The organism is Marinomonas sp. 5E14-1, from assembly GCF_039939215.1.
GTDB lineage: Bacteria > Pseudomonadota > Gammaproteobacteria > Pseudomonadales > Marinomonadaceae > Marinomonas.
The window spans coordinates 184,269-206,501 of record NZ_JBDXMW010000004.1 but is presented as its reverse complement, the minus strand read 5'-3'; the positions used below and the strand labels follow the sequence as shown (position 1 = coordinate 206,501).

Sequence of the window (22,233 nt, the reverse complement as noted above, 5' to 3'; positions counted from 1 at the left end):
TAGGCCCTATTCTTGGTTTGTATCTTGTGTTGTTTCAAAATCAGAATCCGAGTCGATATCATCTTCATCTGGATCCGCACCGTTAAATGATTCTAACTGTCTCAAATACGCTTCTGTCACGATCAATCGCACAACAGGCGTGATATTAATCATCTGATTTTTACTGTCGTCTTCATAGGTTTTGCCACGGATTAAAACACCATGACGACTAAATAAAGCTAATATTTCTTTAAAGCGAGTTTCACTTGGGATTTCACGTTTAACTAACTGGACAAAGCGATCTAGAATCGTATGAGTATTGGTTGCGACAAAGCCATTATCGACTTCGAAGTTTTCAACCTTCTCTTCGTATATTTGACGAAGTACTAGTAAAAACAGCGTTTCTTCGGTTTTCAATCGAACAAAGGCCTCTCGCTGAATTGGCAATACACCAGCCAAACGCTCGTTTTCATTGATATAAAGCTTCATACCTAAGGCATCAAATAAGCGATCAAAATACTCTTGATACGCTTCTAGCAATAAATAATGTTTTCGCTGTCCATGCTTATAGGCACTCGCAAATTGGTTCGCTAAAACAAAATTCGCTGTTTGCTGAAACTCTTGGGCGTCTTTCCCTGACTCTTCAACAACCTTTTTTAATTCTTTAAGCATTCGCTTTACTCCTACGTACCACTTTAAATTCGCGACATTCAACGAATTCATGTACATCCAAATACTCGTTGGTGAAGTGTATTTCAAATAAGTCTTCTAGTTTCTTTGCACTCACACCGAGAGACCCTATGTAACGCAAATGATCAAAACAAACAAAATCTTCAACGGAGTCGATCGTAAACTCAAGAATATGTTTAGTATCGACTGTAGCCATTTGCTTTTCTAAGTAAGTCTGCATCTTAGGCACTGTAACTTGACGCGCCTCATGAAAGCGCCGCTGCTGATCTCGTATTTTGATCGCATCAGCCGACACTTCAGCTGGCGTCATCACTCGTGGCGGTGGCGGCTCTCGGCGTTTTGTCGGTTGTGCGGCCGAAGCCATTCCAACAAAACGAGCGCCTATTACGGTTTTCAAAACTGGCAATTTCTCGAACTTAGCAACGTCTGAAATGATGCCAGAAATTTTGTTCGCCATACCAGGTCGAGAACTGTCCATATAACGTGCGGTGTCTGCCGCCCGCTTTTCTAAGCGATAACGATATTCGTCAATTCTCTCTAAGCGTTGCTCGATATTCGTGAATGTTTGAATAATATCTCGGCAATCTTTTTCAACCATGACTTCTGCTTCTGCCATGCTGATTAATTGCTGATCGGCATAACATTGCGCAACCTGATCCATCGTTTCAGGGTTCGATAAAAAGTCCTGAGTCAATTCTAGAATCTGGCGACGGAAGCGAAATGGGTTGTTACTCGTCTTAATGGTTTTGTAGTCGGCGATTAAAATGCCTTCAACAAATAAATCAAAGAAACCAGCGACAATGGTTTTAGGGTCGCGGCTTGCAAAAAGCTCTTTCTGAAGACTTCTGATACCCAATAATATTTGGTTAAGGTGTGCAGAGAAATCACGAGACGCTTCAGCCGATTGACGTAAAGTCACACCACGCTCTTTAGGGTATTTGGTAACGGACTCTAAGTTACTCAAAATACTTAAAACCGTAGCACCGTAATTGCGCTTACCATGACGGCTGATTTCAACCAAAGAACGCAATAGCATTGAAATTTGAGGCGTCATTAAGACACTGACACGATAGAGCTCTTGCTCTTCAACCAACCAACCAGTATTTACCAACCTGTGATAAATTCTTAATGCATAATCGTGGATGGTTTTTGGGGAATCAAAAGACTCTTTTTGTTCATCGTGCCATGAGAAGGTATCTACTTTGTGTAATGTATCTTCAATTGATTCGATGATAGTTGATTTATCTTTAATTGGGTCTTCTGCATGATCATAGAAAATTTCAGCAAGATCGGTTAAAACCGCTTCAATTAACGCCCTATTTGAGCCACTTAATGCCTGAAAAATCTCATCAGGAAGATGTTTAAATAACATTAATTCGACTCCATGAATCAATTAAAAGTATCAACATACTAAGCCTTACCTAAATGCTGAGCAATGGCCGTTTGAATAGCGCTTTGCACCAAGGTATCTTCGCCAATAGGAGGAAGCAGTTTGATCTCTAAATCACTGCGCTGCAAAGCTTCAATTTGAGAAGGAACGTCTTTTCTTAGGTGACGACCAACGGCCAAAAAAAGTGGCAATACCGCTACTTGTTTCACATTACTGCTTAACGCTGCAACAGCATCTTCCAATGTCGGAATCGTCAGTTCCATATAAGCTAAGCTGGAATTATCTGCACCATACATTTGGCTGATTTGTAAATATAATGATTCAAACGGTTCTTTCCAAAGAGGGTCAGGACTTCCATGTGCAAGAAGTATGATGTGATCGTATTCTTTGCGTAGCATTCTGATACCTAAAGTTTTTTGACAATTCATTTTAGCCATCCTATTGCAGAAAAAGAAGGTGCAGATAAAAAAACCTGCAAATCTCTTGGATGATTTTGACAAAAAATAGCCAATATTCGAGTTCAGCTAGAAAAATCGAGAAAGCATTGATCTTATTTCCTTTTTTAAGCGTATAAATTTAGAAAAGCCATCAATGGAGAGTGGACACAATGGTAATTCTATTATCTGGATCAACGGGTTTTATCGGACATGTTTTGCGTCAGCAATTACTAGAAAATAATCATAAGATTTACGCATTAGTTAGAAAGAAAAAATCGGATATCGACGCAGATATTGAGCAAGTTACTATTGATACATTGAATACGATAGACATTGAATTTGATGTTTTCATCAATCTTGCTGGAGAAAATATTGCCTCTAAACCTTGGACTAAAAAGCGTAAGAAAATTCTGCATTCAAGCCGAGTCGATTTGACAGAAAATATACGCAAGCAACTTAAATACCCGCCAAAGCGTGTCATTTCTATGTCTGCCATTGGCTTCTATGGCACAACAAGAAACGGTGTTTTAAACGAAAATACAGCACCAGTGCCAAGCTTTACTCATGATTTATGCAAGGCATGGGAAGATGCTGCTTTGCAATTTTCAAGCGATATAACCCGTGTTGTAATCTTTCGCTTAGGCGTGGTTCTTGGGCTCGGAGGCGCATTGGATAAAATGCGCCTTCCCTTCAAACTTGGTTTAGGTGGACCAATCTCAGGAGGCAAACAATGGTTGTCTTGGGTTCACATTGACGATGTTCTAAAAGCCATCGTGGAAGCAATGACGGATCCTAGCTATAACGGTGTTTATAATCTTGTTGCACCGCAATTCATTGACCAAAAATCCTTTGCTTTAAATTATGGGCAGTCTCTTAAACGCCCAGCTTTTATACCTACACCAAAATGGCTAATGACTTTACTCTTGGGTGAAATGGCGAGTTTATTAACAGAGGGAGCGAAAGTTACACCTTATAGATTAGAGCAGAAAGGCTTTAAATTTGAGTTCAGCCTCTTAGGCGAAGCATTAAAAGACATTGAGAAAAAATATCAGGCTAGCCCATAACTTATAAGGACTTCTTACGGAGAACGGGTAAGCCTTTGTCGTCATTTAAAGTGTTGGTACATTTTGGATATTGGATGCAGCCCCAAAAGTAACCGTTTTTACTTTTTTTCCTAATGAGATAATGACCACAGGCTCTGCAAGGATACTTTTTAGTGCTAGATGGTACGCCTTTATCGTCTTCGACCGTCACTTTGCAATCTGGGTAGTTTGAACATCCCCAGAAAACATTATCTTTAAAGGTTTTTCTTCGTAACGGAGAATGACACGATGGACACAAATAACGTTTTGCCCTAACTGGCTTTCCATCTTCGTTATTGGCGGTGTAATCACAAATTGGATAAGAATCACACCCCCAAAACTCCCCTTTGCTACCTTGTTTCAACACCAACAAACTTTCACATTTAGGGCATCGATAACGAACTTTAGCTGCTTTGATATGTGCGTCACTTTGCTCTAGAAATTCTTGTTCCCAGTTTGTGACTTTAGATGATTGTTTCTCATCATCATTCCGCACAGATATTACTCTTTGTCCTTAAAGCAAAGGGCATTATCTTCTTCACAGTTTTCGTCCACCATTTCTTTAATTTTAGCGGCACCGTTACGTGCACTCTCTGCTGCAGCGGTTCCAATTTCTTTCATGGCATCCAGTGCGCTTTTACCAGCTTCTTTTGTTTTGTCTGGTATTTCGTCACTTAATTCAGAGGCTTTATCGGAAACATCTTCCGCAACGTCAGAAGAAGTGCTCTTTGTCTTTTCCCATAAGCTTGAAGCACCGCTTTTCATTTTTTCCCACATTGTTTCTTCCGCATGGGCAAAAGACGAAAGAAAAACAAGAGAAATACAGATAATTTTGATTGTTTTCATAATAACCTTCACTTTTTAAAAAGCTGCTCATTTTTGTTTTGCAGCGACTACTTTAATGACCTTAACCAATCAGAAAGCTCATTTACACCCTTTAAGCTTTGTAACTGTGGATAATTTGACAGAGTATCTTCCGTAACTTGCTCATGTTCCCAAGTGCTGTGATAAGGAATATGAACAGCTTGAGCGCCTAAATCCAGAATAGGTAAAATATCTGACTTCAATGAATTTCCTACCATCAAGAATTGCTCAGTCGAGATTTCATGTCGCTCTAATATCTGACGGTACGCACCTTCCGTTTTTTCACTTACTACTTCGATGATATCGAAATACTCTGCGATTCCTGATCGGGCTAGTTTACTTTCTTGATCAAGGAGGTCTCCTTTGGTGATCACAAGTAACTTAAACTTCTTTTTCAGCTCTTGTAGCACTGTTTCGATGTTCGGTAGCAGCTCAACAGGCGATGCCAACATACATTTAGCTAGTTGTATGATTTCATGAATCTCCCTGCCAGACACTCGGCCTTCGGTCAATTCAATCGCGGTTTCAATCATAGAAAGGGTAAAGCCTTTCACGCCATAACCAAAGTTTTCTAAGTTAGTAACTTGTATTTCTGCCAAATGAGAGCGAATGTAGCTTTCTTCATGATAAGGCAAAAGCAGCTTAATAAACTCATCCTGAGCATGGATAAAGATTTCTTCATTGCGCCAAAGTGTATCATCGGCATCAAAAGCAATGGTGTTTATATTGCTATTTATTACAGTCATTTCATGTCCATTGTTGTGTGTTTTTTTCAATTAAGTCCATGTATAAAGCGACTTGATCTGGAGACTCATTCAAAGCAGGAATATAGTCAAAAGCCTGACCACCATTAGTTTCGAAGATTTCGCCTAATTCTAGGGAGACTTCTTCTAAGGTTTCAATACAATCAATTGAAAAAGCAGGACTGATAACATTGATTCGCTTGGTTCCCATCGATGGCAAAGCCGTTAAAGTTACATCTGCATAAGGCTTCAACCACTCTTCACGACCAAATCGAGATTGATAAACATGAGTCCATTCACTGTCTTCAAGCCCTAAATGCTCCGCTACCAGCTTACTTGTTATTTCACAGCGGCGAGCATAAGGGTCGCCATTTGTTACATAACGCTTTGGAATACCGTGATAAGAAAATACCAAGTGGCGACGCTCGCCTTGTTTGCTCCATTGAGCCTTAACTGACTTCACCAAAGCCTCAATGTATAAAGGGTGATCTGCATAATCATGAAGTAGCTGAAACGATGGCCAATGCGGGCAATGCTTTAAAGAAGACATTAATCGATCGTAAGCCGCTGCCGTTGTCGTAGCAGAGAACTGAGGATACATCGGCAAGACTAAAATATTTTCTACGCCTTGCTCTCTTAATTTTTGAGCTGCGCTATCCACGCTCGGATTACCGTAAGTCATTGCCAGCTCAACAGGAACTGATTGCCCTAATTTTTGCAACAAAGCTGTTTTGAGGTTTTCTTTTAAGCGATCACTCAGCACCAGCAATGGTGAACCTTCTTCCATCCAAACCTGTTGATAAATCTTAGCCACCTTAGGCGGGCGCAAAGTCAGAATAATTAGGTTTAAGATTGGTTTCCAGAGTAAAGGGTTTAAATCAACCACTCGTGGGTCAGATAAAAATTCCTTTAAGAAACGGCGCACTTCTGGCGTTGTTGGTGCATCTGGCGTCCCTAAATTAATCATCAGTACGCCATAGTTACTCGTTTTGCTCATGTCATACCTTTCACTCAATTATTTCGATTCAGCAACAGCATTATATTTGCCATTATAAACTATAAAAACAGAGGTAATATTGAAAAAAACTTAATACTCAACTCACCCACATTCGAACCAATGAACACACAAGGAATACGATTGCGCTGATGTATAAGATCACTCTGTCTAAGTTATTTTCTCGTTTGTAACAGAGCCAGTAAAAAAACCAATAGTTAATTGCCAACACAGCTAATGAGGGCAAATGAATCGCCCCTACAAACCCAGACAAACCAAATTGATCAAAAGGCTGGGCTGGATAAATGAAGCCAACCATAGCAGCAATAGAAGTAAAAATCGCAAAGCCTAGAATAGTGCCATCAGCGTTCTTTTCAGGGTTATTGCTATTGACATGAAGAAGCTGCCCCATCACTCGCCCACAGTTTCCAGCAAGTAGTGAAACCACACCAAGACCTAAACCAACGGGAATATAAGCGACTCTATTGGTTTTTCGAGGTGCAATTTGAGGCGACCGTAAAGTGAAGATCATAAGTAAGATTGCGATAATAGCAATTAGGAGAAAAAATATATTAAAGGTCGCAAAGTTGATCAGAGATAATAGCTGAGCCCCAATTATACCGCCCATAGCGAAACCAGGTGCATAGTTAATCATGTGCTGAAAATCCACCAGCCCTTTTTGCATGGATCGAATCCAAGCATGTAAATGAGCCGGAATAAAGGCAACAAGGCAAGTGGCGATCACTGGCAACATCACCTCAGCAAAGGAAACATCAAATAAAGGGAGAAAAAAATAAAAAGAGGGCAAAGCAATAAGAGCAGGAGCACATCGAATAAGGCTACTAACAGCACCCGCTCCAGAGCCAATTAGAACCAATAACAAACACCACTCTAGCATCATAAAACAGCAAACTCAGCTTACACACATTCCAAACAATTTAAATAAAAAAGCAGACCTAAGTCTGCTCTTCAAATAAATCAAAGAAAGACACTAATCGCGGTATACAACGCTACGAATCCTTTCTTGGATCAAAGAAGCTAACTTATCTGGTTGAAACTTAGATAAGAAATCATCGCAACCGACCTTCTGAACCATTGCCTTATTAAAACTACCACTCAAAGAAGTATGAAGAACAATATGAAGGTCTTTTAAACGAGGGTCTTCACGCACCTCTCTTGTCAGACGATAACCATCCATTTCAGGCATTTCCGCATCGGTGATGACCATTAGAAGCTTTTCAGGGACAACTTCATTACCATCAGCCCACTTCTTCAGCTTCTCTAACCCTTGCTTACCATTAGTTGCTTCATGTACTTCAATGCCTAAATAGTCTAATGTAGATTTACACTGAGCACGTGCAACAGAAGAGTCATCAATAATCAGAACCTCTAAGCCTTTCGCAAGTGATAATAAGTCTTTATCAATCACGTTGGCACTGATAGACGTATCATAAGGTGATATTTCAGCTAATACTTTCTCAACATCAATGATCTCAACAATACGTTCATTAACTCGAGTAATAGCTGTCAAATAATGCTGACGCCCCGCTCCATCTGGTGGTGGTAAGATTTCATTCCAGTTCATATTAATAATACGATCAACATCACCCACCATAAAACCTTGAATAGTATTGTTATACTCTGTGACAATCAAATTCGATGGTTTAGTACGGTCAATCGGCTTCATACCAATAGATTCGGATAAATCAATAACAGGAATGGTTCTACCTCTGAAGTGAGTAACACCAGCGACTGAAGGGTGTCTATGAGGCATGAGATTGAGTTTCGGAAGCTGTACTACTTCTTGAACCTTAAACACGTTAATTGCAAACATTTGCATTCCACCGAGGCAGAACATAAGTAGCTCCAATCGGTTTTCGCCTACCAACTTGGTTCTTTGGTCTACAGCTTCTAACATGCTTGCCATATATTACTCCAAACGTTTTTCTAAATGATGCTTCGATCCATTATAACTATGATATTGCATTCAGCTATGAGTTACAGTATTTTTTTTGCTTCTATACAGCTGTTTAGCGGTTTACTAAATAATTTAAACACTTAAAGCTTAACATTTATTTATTTTTTATCACCTCAATCTACGAGAAATACGAGTCTATTTTGCTCTATTTCTTAACACTGACTTACATTTACATCTTTAAAAGCACAACTCAACAATATGAGCAATTTATGATTGATATAGGCGTAAACATTAACCATAGCTTTCTTCTGGACAATATAGAGCAAACCTTAACTGAAATGCGGGAAGTCGGCGTAAACGGCATGATTTGTATTGCGTCAGATTTAGAAGAAAGTAAGTTAGTGCAAAATTTAGGAAAAGAACACACTGAGATTTGGAATACTCTTGGTTGCCATCCTCATCAAGCAAAAGCCTGGAGCAAAAACAGTAAAGCGGATTTTTCCGAGCTTATCCAAACAGCAAAGCCTATCGCCATCGGAGAAACAGGACTCGATTTTAACCGCAACTACTCTACGCCAGATGAACAGTTTTATGCTTTTGGCGAGCAAATCGAATTGGCACTCGAACATAACTTACCGCTTTATTTACACGAAAGAGACGCCCATATAGAAATGCTTGAACAACTGAGGCGACATCCAGAATTGGCGAAGAAGTCGATAATCCATTGCTTTACAGGCAACCAAGAAGAACTTAATAATTATCTAGATTTAGGACTTTATATCGGCGTTACTGGTTGGGTATGCGACGAGCGACGAGGCGCGGACTTGCAAGCCTCAGTGCCACATATTCCGTTAGATAAATTACTAATCGAAACCGACGCACCTTATTTACTACCTAGGAATATTCGACCAAGACCTAAGAAAAATCATCCAAAATACTTGCCTTGGGTCGCCATGGAAGTTGCTCGCTTAAAAGGTATCACATTAGAAGAGCTAATTTTAAATACGAATAAAAATACCGAGACTTTCTTTGGTATTGAGCTTAAGAGCAGATGATTGTTTTGTAGCTGCTAACAACAAAAGTTACAAAAGTGAGATTTGCTGAGAAAGAATGCTTTCCATATTAGTAAGGAAGAAAGGCAGAATGCTATCAGCAATCGGCTCAATTTGCTTCTCTATGTAATGTTCATAATCTAAATTCACTAAATCATCTGTGGTTTCATAAGGAATTACGCCCGTTATCTGGTACACATAGTAGACTCTCTTCCGCCCTTTATCATATTCGAGCGGTTGTCCAAGCTCCGCCCGCTTCTGGTCAATAATCGCAGCAGCTCTAACGTGAGGCGGTTTGTTCTTTGCATAAGAAGACAAAGGTCGGCTTAACTGCTTGCTGTACACCAAAAGCTCGTCGTAATACCCTGCCCTTAACTTTTCAATCGTGTCTTGGATATATGAAATGGGATTTTCATCGTTAAAGATTTTTTCAAACAAGGTTCGTTGAAACTGTCTTGCCAATGGCGTCCAGTCACTTCTGGCGGCTTCCAATCCTTTAAAGACCAATTTCCCTTTAGAACGACCCGCATAGCGTTTTTTACTACCCTCTTCTTGGCCACGAATCGTTGGCATAAAGAAGCGGTCATAAACCTGTTCAAATTCGAGTTCTAAGTAAGAGTTTAACTGAGCATAGTCACGACACCATTGCCGTAAGCATGAGTTCATGTCTGCACAAAGCTGCTCTCCAAATAACTGCGGGTCAATCTGCGCATCATTCAACGTAACAAATAAAGAATCTGTATCGCCATAAATCACTTTAGCACCACGCTCTTCAATCCAAGCTTTAGTTCTTGCTAACAACTCATGGCCGCGCATGGTAATAGAGCTGGCTAACTCAGCATGGTAAAAACGGCAAACATTGGAGCCTAAAACGCCGTAAAAAGAGTTCATTATGATTTTAATGGCATAACTTAAAATATCATTGTGAGTTCTTTTGGCTTCTTCTCTTGCTTGAGCAAGCTCAGAGATAAGGTCTGGCAGAATAGCTTTTTCTTTATCAAAGCCCGCACCCAAAAAGCCGGGGACAAATCGGTTGTTAATTACGTTTGACCCTTTGTTTCCTTCGTGTTGAGCGGAGACTCGCGCTAATGGATCAATATGAAAGGTGCGAATAATGCTCGGATACAGACTTTTAAAATCAAACACCAAGACATTCTTATAAAGCCCTGGAATGGATGACATCACAAAGCCACCAGGGCTGGGTACAAAGTCTTCATTACGCCAAGCTGGAGCGACAAAGCCGGCTTTATGTAAACGTGGTAAATAAAGATTCTCAAACGAAGCAACCGAGCCCCCCGGTTGCTCTAAAGGAATCCCCGTTAGGTCAACACGAGTTTGCTGTAGCTCGATTAATTTAAGTTTTTCAAAGATTCTTAAAACTAAATCACAATCTTGCAAGTTATAGGCAATAAAAGCGTTCAAATCTTCTTTGTGTAGGCGCTCTATTTCCTGCCAACGGTCACCGCCGTGCAATAGCTTACCATCGTCTAAAATTTCTTTGCTGACATTATTTAGACTGTATGATTCAAAATGATAGCCGCCCACTTTTAACAAAGTGATGCCGTCTAACGCCACTCGCCCCGGAATACTGATGAAATATCGCCCCTGATTATCAGACGATCGAATATTCCAGCTTTCACCATTTACTCCAAATGCTGGTCGAATCCCTAATATCTGACAACGTTGATCAATAAATTGCAAATCAAAGCCAATTAAATTCCAACCAATAAAAATATCGGGAGAATGGGTTCTCACATATCGCATAAAGGCCAATAGCAAACTTTTCTCATCGGAAAAAGCATGAACCAACTCGCTATCAACAGGACTCTTTGTGACAACGAAGGCGATGCGTTGGTCTTTTGCGGTAATACCAATGGATAATAAGGTATTCGTGGAAACAGAGGTTTCGATATCCAAGGACCAAACCTGCCAATCTGGACGCCACTCACCCGCAATAATTTTTGCTTGGCGATAGACTTGATTAGCCGTATCGGGAACACCAATGAACCGAACAGAGCCTCGGATATTGCGTTCCATTAAATAGCGATTATGGGCTTTAATGTCTTCTTCAAAAACGGAAAAACCGTTGCGCTTTACTAAGTTCACCATTTGCTGGTGGATGGTCAGACTGTGGCTCTGAATGATACTAACAGGAACGTTATCAAAAGATCGAAACTGGGATTCAGTACATTGGACCCCAGCTAGTTCGTTAGGAAGGATATCAAGTGGTGCATCAGTGAAAAAGACACTTTGTTGCTTGTCCGGTAGAACCTTAACAGTTCCTTCCGATGTTTTAATAAAAAGGCTCATTTCTATCTGGCCGCCTACTTCGCGAGTATGGCGGCTGACGATATAGCCATGCTTTTCTACAAACATTCAAACAACCCAGATTAATGAAAAAGTACCTAATTATAACCCACGCAATAAAAGCATGGGCGGCACTTTTAACACAGTCCTACTGGCAAATATACCAATGGTTGAAATCACCCCAACACCGATTAATGGGCCAAATAGCCATAAAGACAAATGAAAACTTGGAGCGGTATTAAATACAAACACCTGCAATCCATATAGGCAAGCTTCAGCACCAATGGCGGCTATCACTCCTGAGAAGAAGCCAAGTGCACCAAACTCAACAAACAAGGCTTGTCTTACCAATGAACTTTTTGCACCTAACACTCGGAGTAATGCACCTTCTTCCAACCGTTCTTCCAATGTTGATCGCACACTGGCAAGCAGTACCAAAGCACCAGCACTTAGAATACAAAGCAAAACCAATTGGATCGCTTGAGATAGCTGTCCGATGATAGTTTGTATCTGCTTCAAGATATCACCTACATTCAAAATAGACACAGTTGGGAATTGCGACATCGCACGATAGAAAGGTTGAGCGGATTCATCACTAATAAACAAACTACTCACGAAGTTCGCAGGATAATCCTCTAAAACACTTTTCGGCAGAATGAGATAGAAGTTAGGCTGCATAGAACCCCAGTCAACCGTGCGAACAGACGTAATGGGCAAGGTAACAACATTGCCACCAATGTTGATGGTTAATTCATCACCAAGGGAAAGGTTCGCTTCTTTAGCCACTTCCTGTTCAACAGACAAGCCTTCTGCATTGAAATCACCAGCCACCAATTCATTCCCTTGGCCAAGCGTATCAGACCAAGTGAGATTCAACTCGCGTTCAAACAATTCAGGCTCACCTCGAGCTTCTGGATAAAGATCTTGAACCAAGTCTTCATTAACCGCAGTAACGCGGCCACGAACCATAGGATACCAGTCAGATTTATCAACATTAAGCTGAGTTGTCTCATTATTGATTTGCTCGATTTGGTTGGCTTGAACATTAAACAAATAATGATTCGGAGCGTCTTCTGGTAACTGTTGCTGCCAATCGGCAATCAAGCTTGATTTAATTCCGATCAAGATCAGCGTCAGCATGATAATTAGAGTGAAAACCAGAAGCTGAAACAAGTTGGGGACTAAGCGGCGATACAAAGAAGCCAAGCCAATTTGCCAGCCACTGGTTGCACCAGAAGTAAGCGAGCGTCCTAGCCTGAAAGCCAACCAACCAATTCCAGCAACTAACAAACTGATACCAGCAATCACTACCGTCATGATACTTGGCAGCACAATGCCATTAGTGTAAAGGCACATCAAACCATACATACCAATAAAACCAATGACATAAACAAACAAGGTGTTTTGTTCAATTTTGCCATTGGGTTGCAACACGGATAATGGCGAGATTTTTATCAACCTCATCATAAGTGGCAAACAAAATACCAACATGGAAATAAAACCAGTTGCGGCACCTAACCACAAACGATCGACAGAAGGCGCAGGTAAACTGGTTGAAACCAAGCTAGACAACAGGGAAACGATAACCTCCTGTATTCCCCAACCAATACCAAGACCAATAAGCGCCCCAACAACCAACAAGGCACATAACTGCTGAGCAAATATTCGCGTTAATAATTTCGGCGTGGCGCCAAGCGTTTTTAAGATCGCGACTTGCATTAGGTGACGCTTAACAAAACGAGCAGAAGCAAGCGCCATGGCAACCCCCGACATAACAACGGCTAACGTACCGGCAAGTAACAAGAAAGATTCTGCACGCCCAATAGTGTCACCAATACGCTCGCCACGCTGAGCAGGAGTTTGCCAACGCTGTCCGTCTTCAAGTTGAGGTTTCACCCATTCTTCATATTCTGATAAAGCTTCTCTGTCACCAGCTAGCAATAAAGAGTAACGAACACGACTTCCAGGGATAATGACATTGGTAGCAGCCAGGTCTTGTATATTCATCACCGCACGCGGTGAAATAGCGAAAGCAGATGTACTTGAACCTGGATCTCTTACGAGATAATTGGAAACAATTAATGAAGCTTCGCCAACTTCCACTTCATCACCAATGCTGATATTCAGTAAACTAGCAAGTCTGGATGACACCCAAACTTCGCCTTGTTTCGGAGAATCTGCTGTACTTTTCCCTGTACCGAACAAAGTGTCATCAATAAGATAAGCGCCTCGTAGCGGATAATTATCACTTACCGCACTAAGTTGAGATAATTGGAGGGAGTCTTTAGCGAACATCATGGTAGTAAAAGAAGTTCGCTCAGCTTGCTCTAACGATAAGCTCTGAGCTTCATGTTTCCACTCATCTAAAATAAGCTCATCTGATCGGATTAAACGATCGGCCGCCAAAAGGTTTGCCGACTCTTGCTCAAAAGAAAGTTGCAGACGGTCAATGAAGAGTCCAATCGAAGTGACTGTGCTCACTGAAATAATAAGCGCCATGAGAAGCGTGATTAAATCCCCACTTCGGATGTCTCTTAACATCAAACGAAACGTAAAACTCATAGCGTTTTTTCCGTAAGCAGACCCGCAGACATGACCAATTGACGGTCGCACATTTTCGCAAGCTCATTATCGTGAGTTACCATCACCAGAGTGGTTCCTTGTGATTTGTTTAAATCAAACAATAGCTCAATAATCAGATTGCCATTTTCTTCATCAAGGTTCCCTGTTGGCTCATCCGCGAACAGGATTTTAGGTTGGGAAGCAAAGGCTCTTGCAATGGCAACACGCTGTTGCTCACCACCAGACAATTGATTTGGATAATGAGTTAATCGGTGAGACAAGCCTACTTTATCTAGCAAGGCTTCTGCTTTCTTGCGAGCGTCTTTGTCACCTTTCAATTCTGCTGGCAACATGACGTTTTCTATTGCCTGCAAACTAGGCAAAAGGTGGAATGATTGAAATACAAAGCCAACATACTGCCCGCGTATTAATGCTCGTTTTTCCTCGCTTTGGTCAGAGAAAGGTTGATCGTAAAGAGTGATGTCTCCTGATGTATTAACATCCAAACCTGCCAGTAATCCTAATAATGTTGATTTACCTGAACCGGAAGAACCTACGATTGCCACAGATTGACCTTCCATAATTTCCATATTTATTCCTTTCAATATGGTTAAATTCCCTGTATTCGAAGTTACTGTATGCGTTAGATTAGTAACTTTAATCGCGGTACTCTTTGCCATGCTGTTTCACTCTATAAGGTTTAATATGTTTATAAAAAGACACTTCGTACTATTCTGTACAATAACATTTCTCTTCATTAGCTCATTTGCTTCGGCGTCTACATTATTGGTTATGGGCGATAGTCTTAGTGCAGCCTATAACCTACGACAACAAGATGGTTGGGTTAGTTTACTAACAAAACAACTTTCTCAATCAAACCCTGAAATAAAGGTTGTAAACGCCAGTGTTAGCGGAGAAACCACTCAAGGTGGCCTTTCTCGTTTTCCTGCTTTATTAGAAAGCCACAATCCAACATGGGTCATTCTTGAGTTGGGTGCTAATGATGCATTACGAGGTTACCCTCTAAATCAGACCACAATCAATCTTGAAACCATGATTGAGCAAGCTCATCAAGTGAATTCTAGTGTTTTACTCATTGGTAATCAGATTCCTCAGAATTACGGAAAGCGTTATACAGAGATGTTTTTTAATTTATACAAAGACATCGCAGAAAAATACAATCTAGCTTATTTACCCTTTATGCTTCAAGATGTTGCGTTGAATAAAGAACTGATGCAAAACGATGGAATTCACCCAAATTCCAAAGGGCAACCTATCGTACTGAAGAACATATTTCCTCACTTAGAAACACTTTTAGACAAAAATAAGGAATAAATTATGAAAGCCGTTTTTTTAGACAGAGGTTCATTCCCAGACACCATTAGTATTGAACTACCAACACAAATTAGCGAAGTGGTTGAATACCAAAACACACAACCTGAACAAGTAGCAGAGCGCATCCAAGACGCCGATATTGTCTTAACCAACAAAATTGTATTGAACGCAGGCGCGATCCAAACAACCTCTAACTTGAAGTTAGTTCAAGTTATGGCAACAGGCATTAACAATGTAGACTCAAACGCCTGCCAAGAGAAAGGTATTGCTATACAAAATGTTGAAGGCTACTCAGTAAATAGTGTTCCTGAACATACATTTTCAATGCTCCTCGCATTAAGAAGGAACCTTGTTTCTTATATCCAAGATGTGAAAGCTGGCAAGTGGTCAACCTCTGAACACTTTTGTTTTCTGGATTACCCAATAAAAGATCTACACGATACCAATATGGTTATTATTGGTGGCGGTTCTTTAGGAAAAAGAGTCGGTGATATAGCAAAAGCGTTTGGCATGAAGGTTACCTTTGCAGAGCGTAAAGGAGTGAAAGAGATTCGGACCGGTTACACTGGGTTTGAAAGCGCTTTAAAAGTAGCCGATGTTATCAGCATAAACTGTCCATTAACCGAAGAAACTAAAAACTTAATCAGTGATACTGAATTCGCTTTAATGAAGCCAAGTGCCCTGCTGCTTAATATCAGTCGTGGTGGAATCGTTGATGAGCACGCATTGCTTAACGCATTCAAACAGCAAGCGATTTCTGGCGCCGCTTTTGATGTTGCTACACAAGAGCCGATGCCATTAGAGCATCCGCTACATCAATTAGCTGAGTATCCCAATTTTCTACTGACGCCTCACATTGCATGGGCGAGCCATGAAGCCATGGAAACCTTGGTTCGTATTGCTGCCCAAAAAATTGCGACTTTTGTCGAAGCAAATAAGTAAAACTCAAAATGACATTAGAGATTTTATATCAGGACGATTATCTGGTTGCCGTCAACAAACCGGCTGGCTTATTGGTTCATCGGACCCATTTAGCCAAAGAGGAAGAAGACGCCGTCGTTCAAAGATTAAGAGATCAAACGGGGAAATGGGTGTTCCCTGTTCATCGATTAGACAGAGGGACATCTGGCGTTTTGGTCATGGCATTTAGCCCTGAAATGGCAAGAAATCTATCGGCGCAATTTTCAGAATCTCAAACCAGCAAAACATATCATTGTTTGGTTCGTGGTTTTTGTGGCCCTGCAGGCACCATAGACTATCCTTTGGCCAAGCTAAATGAGCAAAAAGGTCGTTCTCGATTTAAAATCGAAGGAACAGAAAAAGAGGCTGAGACGAAATTTGTCTGTTTAACACGTTATCAAGTCCCGATTCCAGTTAGTCGATATCAAAGCATGCGTTTAAGCTGGTTGGAAGTGAGGCCAAAGCAAGGACGAAAGCACCAGATAAGAAGACATTTTAAACACTTGTTGAATCCACTAGTTGGCGATTCCTGTTACGGTTGTCGACACATTAATAAAGCTCTTAAAGCCGAATGGCCGGAACTCTTTAGATTAATGCTTCATGCCTCACATCTCGAGTTTACTCACCCTGTGACAGAGCAAAAACTCACGCTAAGTGCCCCCTTAAGTAATCAAATAATCGATATGCTTAATTTGCTAGTACCTCATGAAGTTCCACTATAGGCATCAGAGCGGTAACCTCTTCTGATGCTGCCCATTTAAAAACCAAGCTATCGTGTATGTCAGGATCAAAGTTAATGCTGTTTTCTTGTCGTTCACTGACATAAAAGCCACAAGACATTAGCACTTTCATTGACGCATTATTATGATCCGCCACCTGTGCATATACTTCTGTAATACCATAGCTGGCCCATAACATTAACAAGCGCTTCAATACAAATCTGGCAATTCCTCGGTTAGTAAATTCACTAGCAATGCGATAAGACACCTCCATCGTCCGCTGCTTTGCATCCAACACTTGACCACTGAAACGACCAATTAATTCTCCGCTGGGCAAAACCACCAGATACTGCAGATTTTTACATCTCCCATTGAGTAAATATTTGAAATAGCTCTCTGTTTGCTTGCGTAGAACGTGTTTTGGCAAAAACTGAGAAAACCATCTTCTATTTCGAAATTCGAAAAGAAGAATACTATTAAGGTCAGCTTCTGTTGCTTGCCGGATAATCAATGATCTTTTCATCTCGAAACACACGCCCCACATAAAGGATTACCTTCTAGCTTAGTGCAGATATGTAATAAATACAGAAGATTGCGCTTTTTAAACTGAATCCCCTTCTCCTAAATGGTAAAATCTATAAGATAATAAAGTGTTATAAGGTATTACTCATGAAGAAGCGAAATTTAGTCTACTCAACGGATCAAGGGCGCTTATGCCCAGATTGCGAACATTCAGTAGAAGACTGCCAATGTAAAAATGTACAAATTGTTGGTGATGGCAAAGTGCTCATATCTCTAGAAACAAAAGGCAGAAAAGGCAAAGGTGTTACCATCATTAAAGGTCTACCTATTACACAAGATGAGCTTAAAAAATTGGGCAAAAAATTGAAAACCCAATGCGGCACTGGTGGTGCGGTTAAAGGCGGTCAAATCGAAATACAAGGCGATCAACGCCAACAAATTAAAGACATGCTTGAAAAAGAAGGCTATTCAAGCAAATTCAATGGCGGCTAATGTTGTTTTTCATCACAAAAACCATGGCATCTATAGTAAAGAAAACTAAAGTGATACAGACAAATCAAGCGTTATTAACTATGATGGAACTAATCTCCTTTAATAAAAAACAAAGTTACAGCAGAGGCGCGAATGTTCCAGCATAATAAGCAACAAGCAGATCATTTAATGCGGTCAGCCATTCCTTTAATGGAGAAATTAGATATTCCACCAACACCCTATAATTATGGGATTTGGTATGAGTATGCTTCTAACAGAACACCTGAATTAAACAAAGTTGTTGATACCGCTTTGCGTCGATTCGGTAGCTTACCTGCATTTGTTTCTCAGGAGCTATTTAGCGAGTTTTTATTGTCTGAAGAATTTCAGCATGCCCATCGCCAAGGCCCTGTGTTAAAACAACTCACCGATAGCCTAGAATCTGAATCCGGTCAAGTCGCTGAAGAATTAACACTGTTTTCTAAAACACTTAGCCAGGGAAAGAAGGCCTTAAAAAATACCAAAGATACCAATCAAATTGAACGTATCGCTTCATTGCTCGAATTAAATACGTTCAAAATGAATCAAGTTGTTGAGCACTTTAATGACTCATTGGTATCTACTCAAGAAGAGCTAGCAACGTTGAGAGCAGAACTAGCAGATGCAAAACAAAGCACTGAACTAGACCCTATGACCTTATTGGCTAATGAAAAAGGTTTTGAGCGCACACTCTTCTCGTTAGTGCCTTATGCCGAAGATGATTTAACTCTATTGATGATTGATATAGATGATCTTGGAAGCATTAATCAGGAATACACTAAAAAAGCCGGTACCTCTCTCATTCGCTATATAGCAAAGCTCTTACGAAGTTTATTACCAGAAGGTGGTTTCCTTGCACGCTTTCAAGGTGGACAATATGCAATGCTACTCAGTGAGACTGAGCTAAGTGAAGCTGCAGAATTAGCTGAGCATATACGCCACCAAGTTTCCATACAGAAGATACGTTACAAACAATCAAAGGTACCTTTACGTCAAGTTACAGTATCTATTGGTTTAGGAACTCTATTTGGAAATGAAAGCCCTCACGACCTCATTGAGAAAGCTCAGCATTACTTAGTTTTTGCCAAACGGTCCGGCAAAAACTGCGTTACGCATCACGAATAAAGACTTTTGTTTTAAGGTAACAATATGCCAAAACCCTCAAGCCAAACACACCGTACTTTATTTCAAGTGCGCGACTACGAATGTGATATTCAAGGCATAGTAAATAACGCGGTCTACCAAAATTATTTAGAGCACGCCCGTCATCAATTTATCAAAACCAAAGGGCTAGACTTCGCCGAAATCACCAGGCAAGGTATACACCTCGTCCTAATCAAAGCCGAACTCGACTACAAGCGCTCATTGCAAAGCAATGATGAGTTTTACATTGCAACTAGCGCTGAAAGAATCTCAAAACTAAAACTGACTTTTAATCAAAGCGTTTATAGAGCAAAAGACGACCAACTTATGCTGCAAGCCAAAATGACAGTAACATCCACCACTAAAGAAGGCCGACCAGTTGTGTTTGAGCAAGCCGACGCGTTGCTGAGCAATTAAATCTGTACTATCGAAAGATAGATTTTAAAAATGAAAGCACCACCATGCCCTACCTTTCGTCTTAAATATACACCTACCTTTCGTCTTAAATATACATAAGTAAAGCATTGAATGAGAGCAATAAAAAAGCCGAATAGACGTAAATCTATTCGACTTCTACTGATGTACTTTTTTCAGTACAAGATCAAGCCTTAACTCTAACATCTTAATCTTTAATAAATAATGGCGGTGAGCAAGAGATTCGAACTCTTGATGCCTTTCGACATACACGCTTTCCAGGCGTGCTCCTTCGGCCACTCGGACAGCTCACCAAAATTTACGCTCTGCGTAATTTGTGCGCGTATTTTAGAGACCAATACTTTAGATTGCAACTTGTTTTGAAAAATAAACCTTAAGAATTAATCTCTTACCCATTCTAGACGCTCACTTAACCTAGTATCCGTTACGCTAGGCACAACTTTCTCTGGTGTGCCAGCATAAATCAAACCAATGATTTGGTCATTTTTCTCTAATCCAAGAAGCTCTTTTGTCTTTTCTGTAAAACAAGCAGGTCCACTACGCCACATCCCACCGTAACCAAGCGCACTTAATCCAAGTAGCACTTGTTGAGCTGCCGCAGACGATGCCATGATCTGTTCAACTTCAGGAACTTTCGGATGCTCTTGTATGTGAGCGTAAACTAGTAAAACAGCAGGTGCTCGAAAGGCTTTTTTGATAAAAGCCTCTTCTTTACTTTCAGGCATCGAGACAACTTCCGATAAAGCATGATGCCAGTATATTTGACCTAGCTTTGCCCTCCCTTCATCTTCATAAATACGGAAGCGCCATGGCTTTAAGTTGCCGTGGTCTGCTGCACGACTTGCTGCATCAAGAATAGATTCCCATTCATTTTGTGTTGGAGCAGGCGTGTTTAGTATCGGCAGGGATACACGATTACGCATGAACGTTATAAATTCTTTACTCATAAGACATTGAATTCCGTTAATATAGTAGGATTGCATAAAGCAAGTATACTGCTTTATTGTGCCTAAACAATAATGGATATCATGCCCATTTTTTCTTGGGGCTAGGAGGAATTATGCCAAAGTGGCTAGTCTGGACATTACTGGAACTCACGACTTTTCTTATGTTGGCTAATCTAACATTTTTATGGCTTTCTCACCGTTTAAACAAAAATATTCACAAGCAGGAGCAAGAGTCTGCCCCCCCCAAAGAGAATGAGAGCAACAATACAGATTCTGTAAATTTACCAGACAACACCAAAGCTTTTAAGCGCTTAGCACTCTTTCTTGATCAACAAATAAGCCATGCTTCGGCCATGCTCAACCCAAAGCAAGAAAATCAACATGAAACAAATACTTTAAAGTTATGGGGAACCATTTTAAGAGCTGAACGCGCTATTGTCTTAAACCAAGCCAGTGAACAGCCTAAGCCAATTCTAAACCGCTTCCTAGCTAACTTACTTTACGCTATATCCACCGCTAAATTGCAGACAGCAGATCCAGAGGAATTAAAACAAAACTTAAAGGACATGGAAGATGAGTTCTTTCAATCTTCCGAGCTACTTATCACAAAAGAGTCTTTATCAAAAAACCAAATGCTGCTTAACGAAGATTTACGCAACAACATTGATCGGGCCAATAAGCGTATTAAGCAAATGGGCATTAAGGTTACTGAGCAACAAAGACTGCAAATGGAAATTGATGAATTACAGAGAAAAATAAAAGCCCTAGAAGCCACTCAAAAGTTACATGCAGATGATTTCCCTGAGATTCAGGCTCACCTACATGAAACACAAAATCAAAAAGCGCATACAAAAAGCGCGACTTTTAAACAAATATCCTCCCTTAACAGTCTATCTAATCGCCAGAAAATGGTGATTGAGCAGCTAAAAATTAAAATTGATCAAGCGAGAAAGAACCAAGGCTCTGGTGATAGTATTGAGTCTCAAAAAGTTGCTATAGCAAAAATGGAAAGATTAGCGGAAGAGTCACAAACAATCATCCTCCAACTAGAAGCGGAGATGGAGACATCAAACTTATCAATTGCCTCTCTAAGACAAGATCTCAATGCTAAGGATGAAAAACTTGCCGAGCTAGAAAAAATGCTATCACGCAGTAACGAAACAGCGATTGGAAACCTTCAAAACCTTCATGCCAGTCGGAAGGAGACATTAGACTCTCTACGTGATGACTTAAATATCGCTCTAGAAAGCAACTCAAGTGAGAACCTAATTGAACAAGATAAAGACACAAACATGCTAGAGCGACTTCTACAAGAGTCTGAGACCTGCGTTACTTTATTGGCTCAAGAACTAGAAACTGCTGAAGAAGAAAATAACCAATTAAAAGAAAAAGTGAACGCTCTCGCTAAAACAAGCAACGGAGAAACGCCGCAAGAACACATAGAGCTTCTAGAGCAACGAGAAAAAAATAGAACTCTAGTAGAACAAACAACCAGCCTGAAGAATCAGTTACTGAACTCAAAATCAAGTAAGGATCTTCAAGGGTTACGCGTAGAATATAATAAGAAGAGCTTAGAATGTGATCGCTTACAATTGGCGTTTGCAGACTTAGAAATGAAATATCTAGGGACTCTTAATTGAGAGC

Annotated in this window: 23 protein-coding genes and 1 tRNA gene; 9 read left to right on the top strand and 15 right to left on the bottom strand. The window is 40.5% G+C overall.

The genetic code is table 11. The features are described from left to right. Positions 1-6 precede the first annotated feature (6 nt). Genes ABFY09_RS05340 through ABFY09_RS05330 form a run of 3 tightly spaced genes read right to left on the bottom strand, consistent with a single transcriptional unit; the run spans position 7 to position 2,487 of the window. On the bottom strand, positions 7-651 hold the full coding sequence (locus ABFY09_RS05340) for a DUF4194 domain-containing protein (protein ID WP_347983264.1): 645 nt from the start codon (positions 649-651) through the stop codon (positions 7-9). Then, entirely contained in the window at positions 644-2,041 is a 1,398-nt protein-coding gene (locus tag ABFY09_RS05335; RefSeq protein WP_347983263.1) for a Wadjet anti-phage system protein JetA family protein, read from the bottom strand. Before ABFY09_RS05335 ends, ABFY09_RS05340 begins: the two co-directional genes overlap by 8 nt. A gap of 38 nt (positions 2,042-2,079) precedes the next feature. Next, complete coding sequence (locus ABFY09_RS05330) at positions 2,080-2,487, bottom strand: CbiX/SirB N-terminal domain-containing protein (protein WP_347983262.1); 408 nt, start codon at positions 2,485-2,487, stop codon at positions 2,080-2,082. A 179-nt stretch (positions 2,488-2,666) separates the two neighbouring features. On the opposite strand from ABFY09_RS05330, the gene ABFY09_RS05325 reads away from it, so the two are divergent. Next, entirely contained in the window at positions 2,667-3,560 is an 894-nt protein-coding gene (locus ABFY09_RS05325; RefSeq protein ID WP_347983261.1) for a TIGR01777 family oxidoreductase, read from the top strand. A 1-nt stretch (position 3,561) separates the two neighbouring features. Here the strand turns inward: ABFY09_RS05325 and ABFY09_RS05320 are convergent, their stop codons facing one another. The 6 genes from ABFY09_RS05320 to ABFY09_RS05295 form a co-directional block, all read right to left on the bottom strand. After that, positions 3,562-4,074 (bottom strand): topoisomerase DNA-binding C4 zinc finger domain-containing protein, encoded by a 513-nt coding sequence (locus ABFY09_RS05320; RefSeq protein WP_347983260.1) that lies wholly within the window; start codon positions 4,072-4,074, stop codon positions 3,562-3,564. 5 nt (positions 4,075-4,079) lie between these two features. Continuing rightward, positions 4,080-4,424 carry a hypothetical protein gene (locus ABFY09_RS05315; protein WP_347983259.1) on the bottom strand — a complete coding sequence of 115 codons (345 nt, stop codon included), beginning with the start codon at positions 4,422-4,424 and terminating at the stop codon, positions 4,080-4,082. Between the two features lie 47 nt (positions 4,425-4,471). Beyond that, on the bottom strand, positions 4,472-5,188 hold the full coding sequence (locus tag ABFY09_RS05310) for an HAD family hydrolase (protein ID WP_347983258.1): 717 nt from the start codon (positions 5,186-5,188) through the stop codon (positions 4,472-4,474). A 1-nt stretch (position 5,189) separates the two neighbouring features. Then, on the bottom strand, positions 5,190-6,182 hold the full coding sequence (hemH, locus tag ABFY09_RS05305; RefSeq protein ID WP_347983257.1) for a ferrochelatase: 993 nt from the start codon (positions 6,180-6,182) through the stop codon (positions 5,190-5,192). Between the two features lie 97 nt (positions 6,183-6,279). Beyond that, positions 6,280-7,080 (bottom strand): sulfite exporter TauE/SafE family protein, encoded by an 801-nt coding sequence (locus ABFY09_RS05300; protein WP_347983256.1) that lies wholly within the window; start codon positions 7,078-7,080, stop codon positions 6,280-6,282. A gap of 90 nt (positions 7,081-7,170) precedes the next feature. Beyond that, positions 7,171-8,106, bottom strand: a complete 936-nt coding sequence (locus tag ABFY09_RS05295) for a chemotaxis protein CheV (RefSeq protein WP_347983255.1) — start codon at positions 8,104-8,106, stop codon at positions 7,171-7,173. Between the two features lie 260 nt (positions 8,107-8,366). On the opposite strand from ABFY09_RS05295, the gene ABFY09_RS05290 reads away from it, so the two are divergent. After that, entirely contained in the window at positions 8,367-9,152 is a 786-nt protein-coding gene (locus ABFY09_RS05290; protein WP_347983254.1) for a TatD family hydrolase, read from the top strand. 27 nt (positions 9,153-9,179) lie between these two features. On the opposite strand, the gene ABFY09_RS05285 is transcribed toward ABFY09_RS05290, so the two are convergent. Genes ABFY09_RS05285 through ABFY09_RS05275 form a run of 3 tightly spaced genes read right to left on the bottom strand, consistent with a single transcriptional unit; the run spans position 9,180 to position 14,698 of the window. After that, entirely contained in the window at positions 9,180-11,525 is a 2,346-nt protein-coding gene (locus ABFY09_RS05285; RefSeq protein WP_347983253.1) for a DNA polymerase II, read from the bottom strand. A gap of 33 nt (positions 11,526-11,558) precedes the next feature. Then, positions 11,559-14,018 carry an FtsX-like permease family protein gene (locus ABFY09_RS05280; RefSeq protein WP_347983252.1) on the bottom strand — a complete coding sequence of 820 codons (2,460 nt, stop codon included), beginning with the start codon at positions 14,016-14,018 and terminating at the stop codon, positions 11,559-11,561. Then, positions 14,015-14,698 carry an ABC transporter ATP-binding protein gene (locus ABFY09_RS05275; protein WP_347983251.1) on the bottom strand — a complete coding sequence of 228 codons (684 nt, stop codon included), beginning with the start codon at positions 14,696-14,698 and terminating at the stop codon, positions 14,015-14,017. The genes ABFY09_RS05280 and ABFY09_RS05275 overlap by 4 nt, the downstream gene beginning before the upstream one ends. A 112-nt stretch (positions 14,699-14,810) precedes the next feature. Here ABFY09_RS05275 and ABFY09_RS05270 point away from each other — a divergent pair, with 112 nt between their 5' ends. From ABFY09_RS05270 to ABFY09_RS05260, 3 genes are read left to right on the top strand one after another with little or no spacing between them, the layout of a single operon-like run. Then, a complete protein-coding gene (locus ABFY09_RS05270; protein WP_347983250.1) occupies positions 14,811-15,353 on the top strand; it encodes an arylesterase in 543 nt (180 codons plus the stop codon). A 3-nt stretch (positions 15,354-15,356) separates the two neighbouring features. Then, entirely contained in the window at positions 15,357-16,295 is a 939-nt protein-coding gene (locus ABFY09_RS05265; protein WP_347983249.1) for a D-2-hydroxyacid dehydrogenase, read from the top strand. An 8-nt stretch (positions 16,296-16,303) separates the two neighbouring features. Next, positions 16,304-17,035, top strand: a complete 732-nt coding sequence (locus ABFY09_RS05260; RefSeq protein WP_347983248.1) for a pseudouridine synthase — start codon at positions 16,304-16,306, stop codon at positions 17,033-17,035. On the opposite strand, the gene ABFY09_RS05255 is transcribed toward ABFY09_RS05260, so the two are convergent. Next, positions 17,001-17,555: a GNAT family N-acetyltransferase gene (locus ABFY09_RS05255; RefSeq protein WP_347983247.1), complete on the bottom strand. Its 555-nt coding sequence runs from the start codon at positions 17,553-17,555 to the stop codon at positions 17,001-17,003. The two genes, ABFY09_RS05260 and ABFY09_RS05255, sit on opposite strands and share 35 nt — an antisense overlap. A gap of 146 nt (positions 17,556-17,701) precedes the next feature. On the opposite strand from ABFY09_RS05255, the gene yciH reads away from it, so the two are divergent. The 3 genes from yciH to ABFY09_RS05240 all read left to right on the top strand — a co-directional run bounded on the left by yciH (position 17,702) and on the right by ABFY09_RS05240 (position 19,624). Then, positions 17,702-18,046 carry a stress response translation initiation inhibitor YciH gene (gene yciH, locus ABFY09_RS05250; RefSeq protein ID WP_347983246.1) on the top strand — a complete coding sequence of 115 codons (345 nt, stop codon included), beginning with the start codon at positions 17,702-17,704 and terminating at the stop codon, positions 18,044-18,046. 132 nt (positions 18,047-18,178) lie between these two features. Further along, positions 18,179-19,189 (top strand): diguanylate cyclase, encoded by a 1,011-nt coding sequence (locus ABFY09_RS05245; RefSeq protein WP_347983245.1) that lies wholly within the window; start codon positions 18,179-18,181, stop codon positions 19,187-19,189. Positions 19,190-19,213: 24 nt separating this feature from the next. Then, positions 19,214-19,624, top strand: a complete 411-nt coding sequence (locus tag ABFY09_RS05240) for an acyl-CoA thioesterase (RefSeq protein ID WP_347983244.1) — start codon at positions 19,214-19,216, stop codon at positions 19,622-19,624. 223 nt (positions 19,625-19,847) lie between these two features. Here ABFY09_RS05240 and ABFY09_RS05235 read toward each other — a convergent pair. Then, positions 19,848-19,935: transfer RNA gene (locus ABFY09_RS05235), tRNA-Ser, on the bottom strand. Between the two features lie 87 nt (positions 19,936-20,022). Further along, entirely contained in the window at positions 20,023-20,589 is a 567-nt protein-coding gene (locus ABFY09_RS05230) for a nitroreductase (protein WP_347983243.1), read from the bottom strand. Between the two features lie 113 nt (positions 20,590-20,702). Between ABFY09_RS05230 and ABFY09_RS05225 the strand changes: the two genes are divergently transcribed. Beyond that, positions 20,703-22,229, top strand: a complete 1,527-nt coding sequence (locus tag ABFY09_RS05225; RefSeq protein WP_347983242.1) for a hypothetical protein — start codon at positions 20,703-20,705, stop codon at positions 22,227-22,229. Positions 22,230-22,233: the final 4 nt, after the last annotated feature.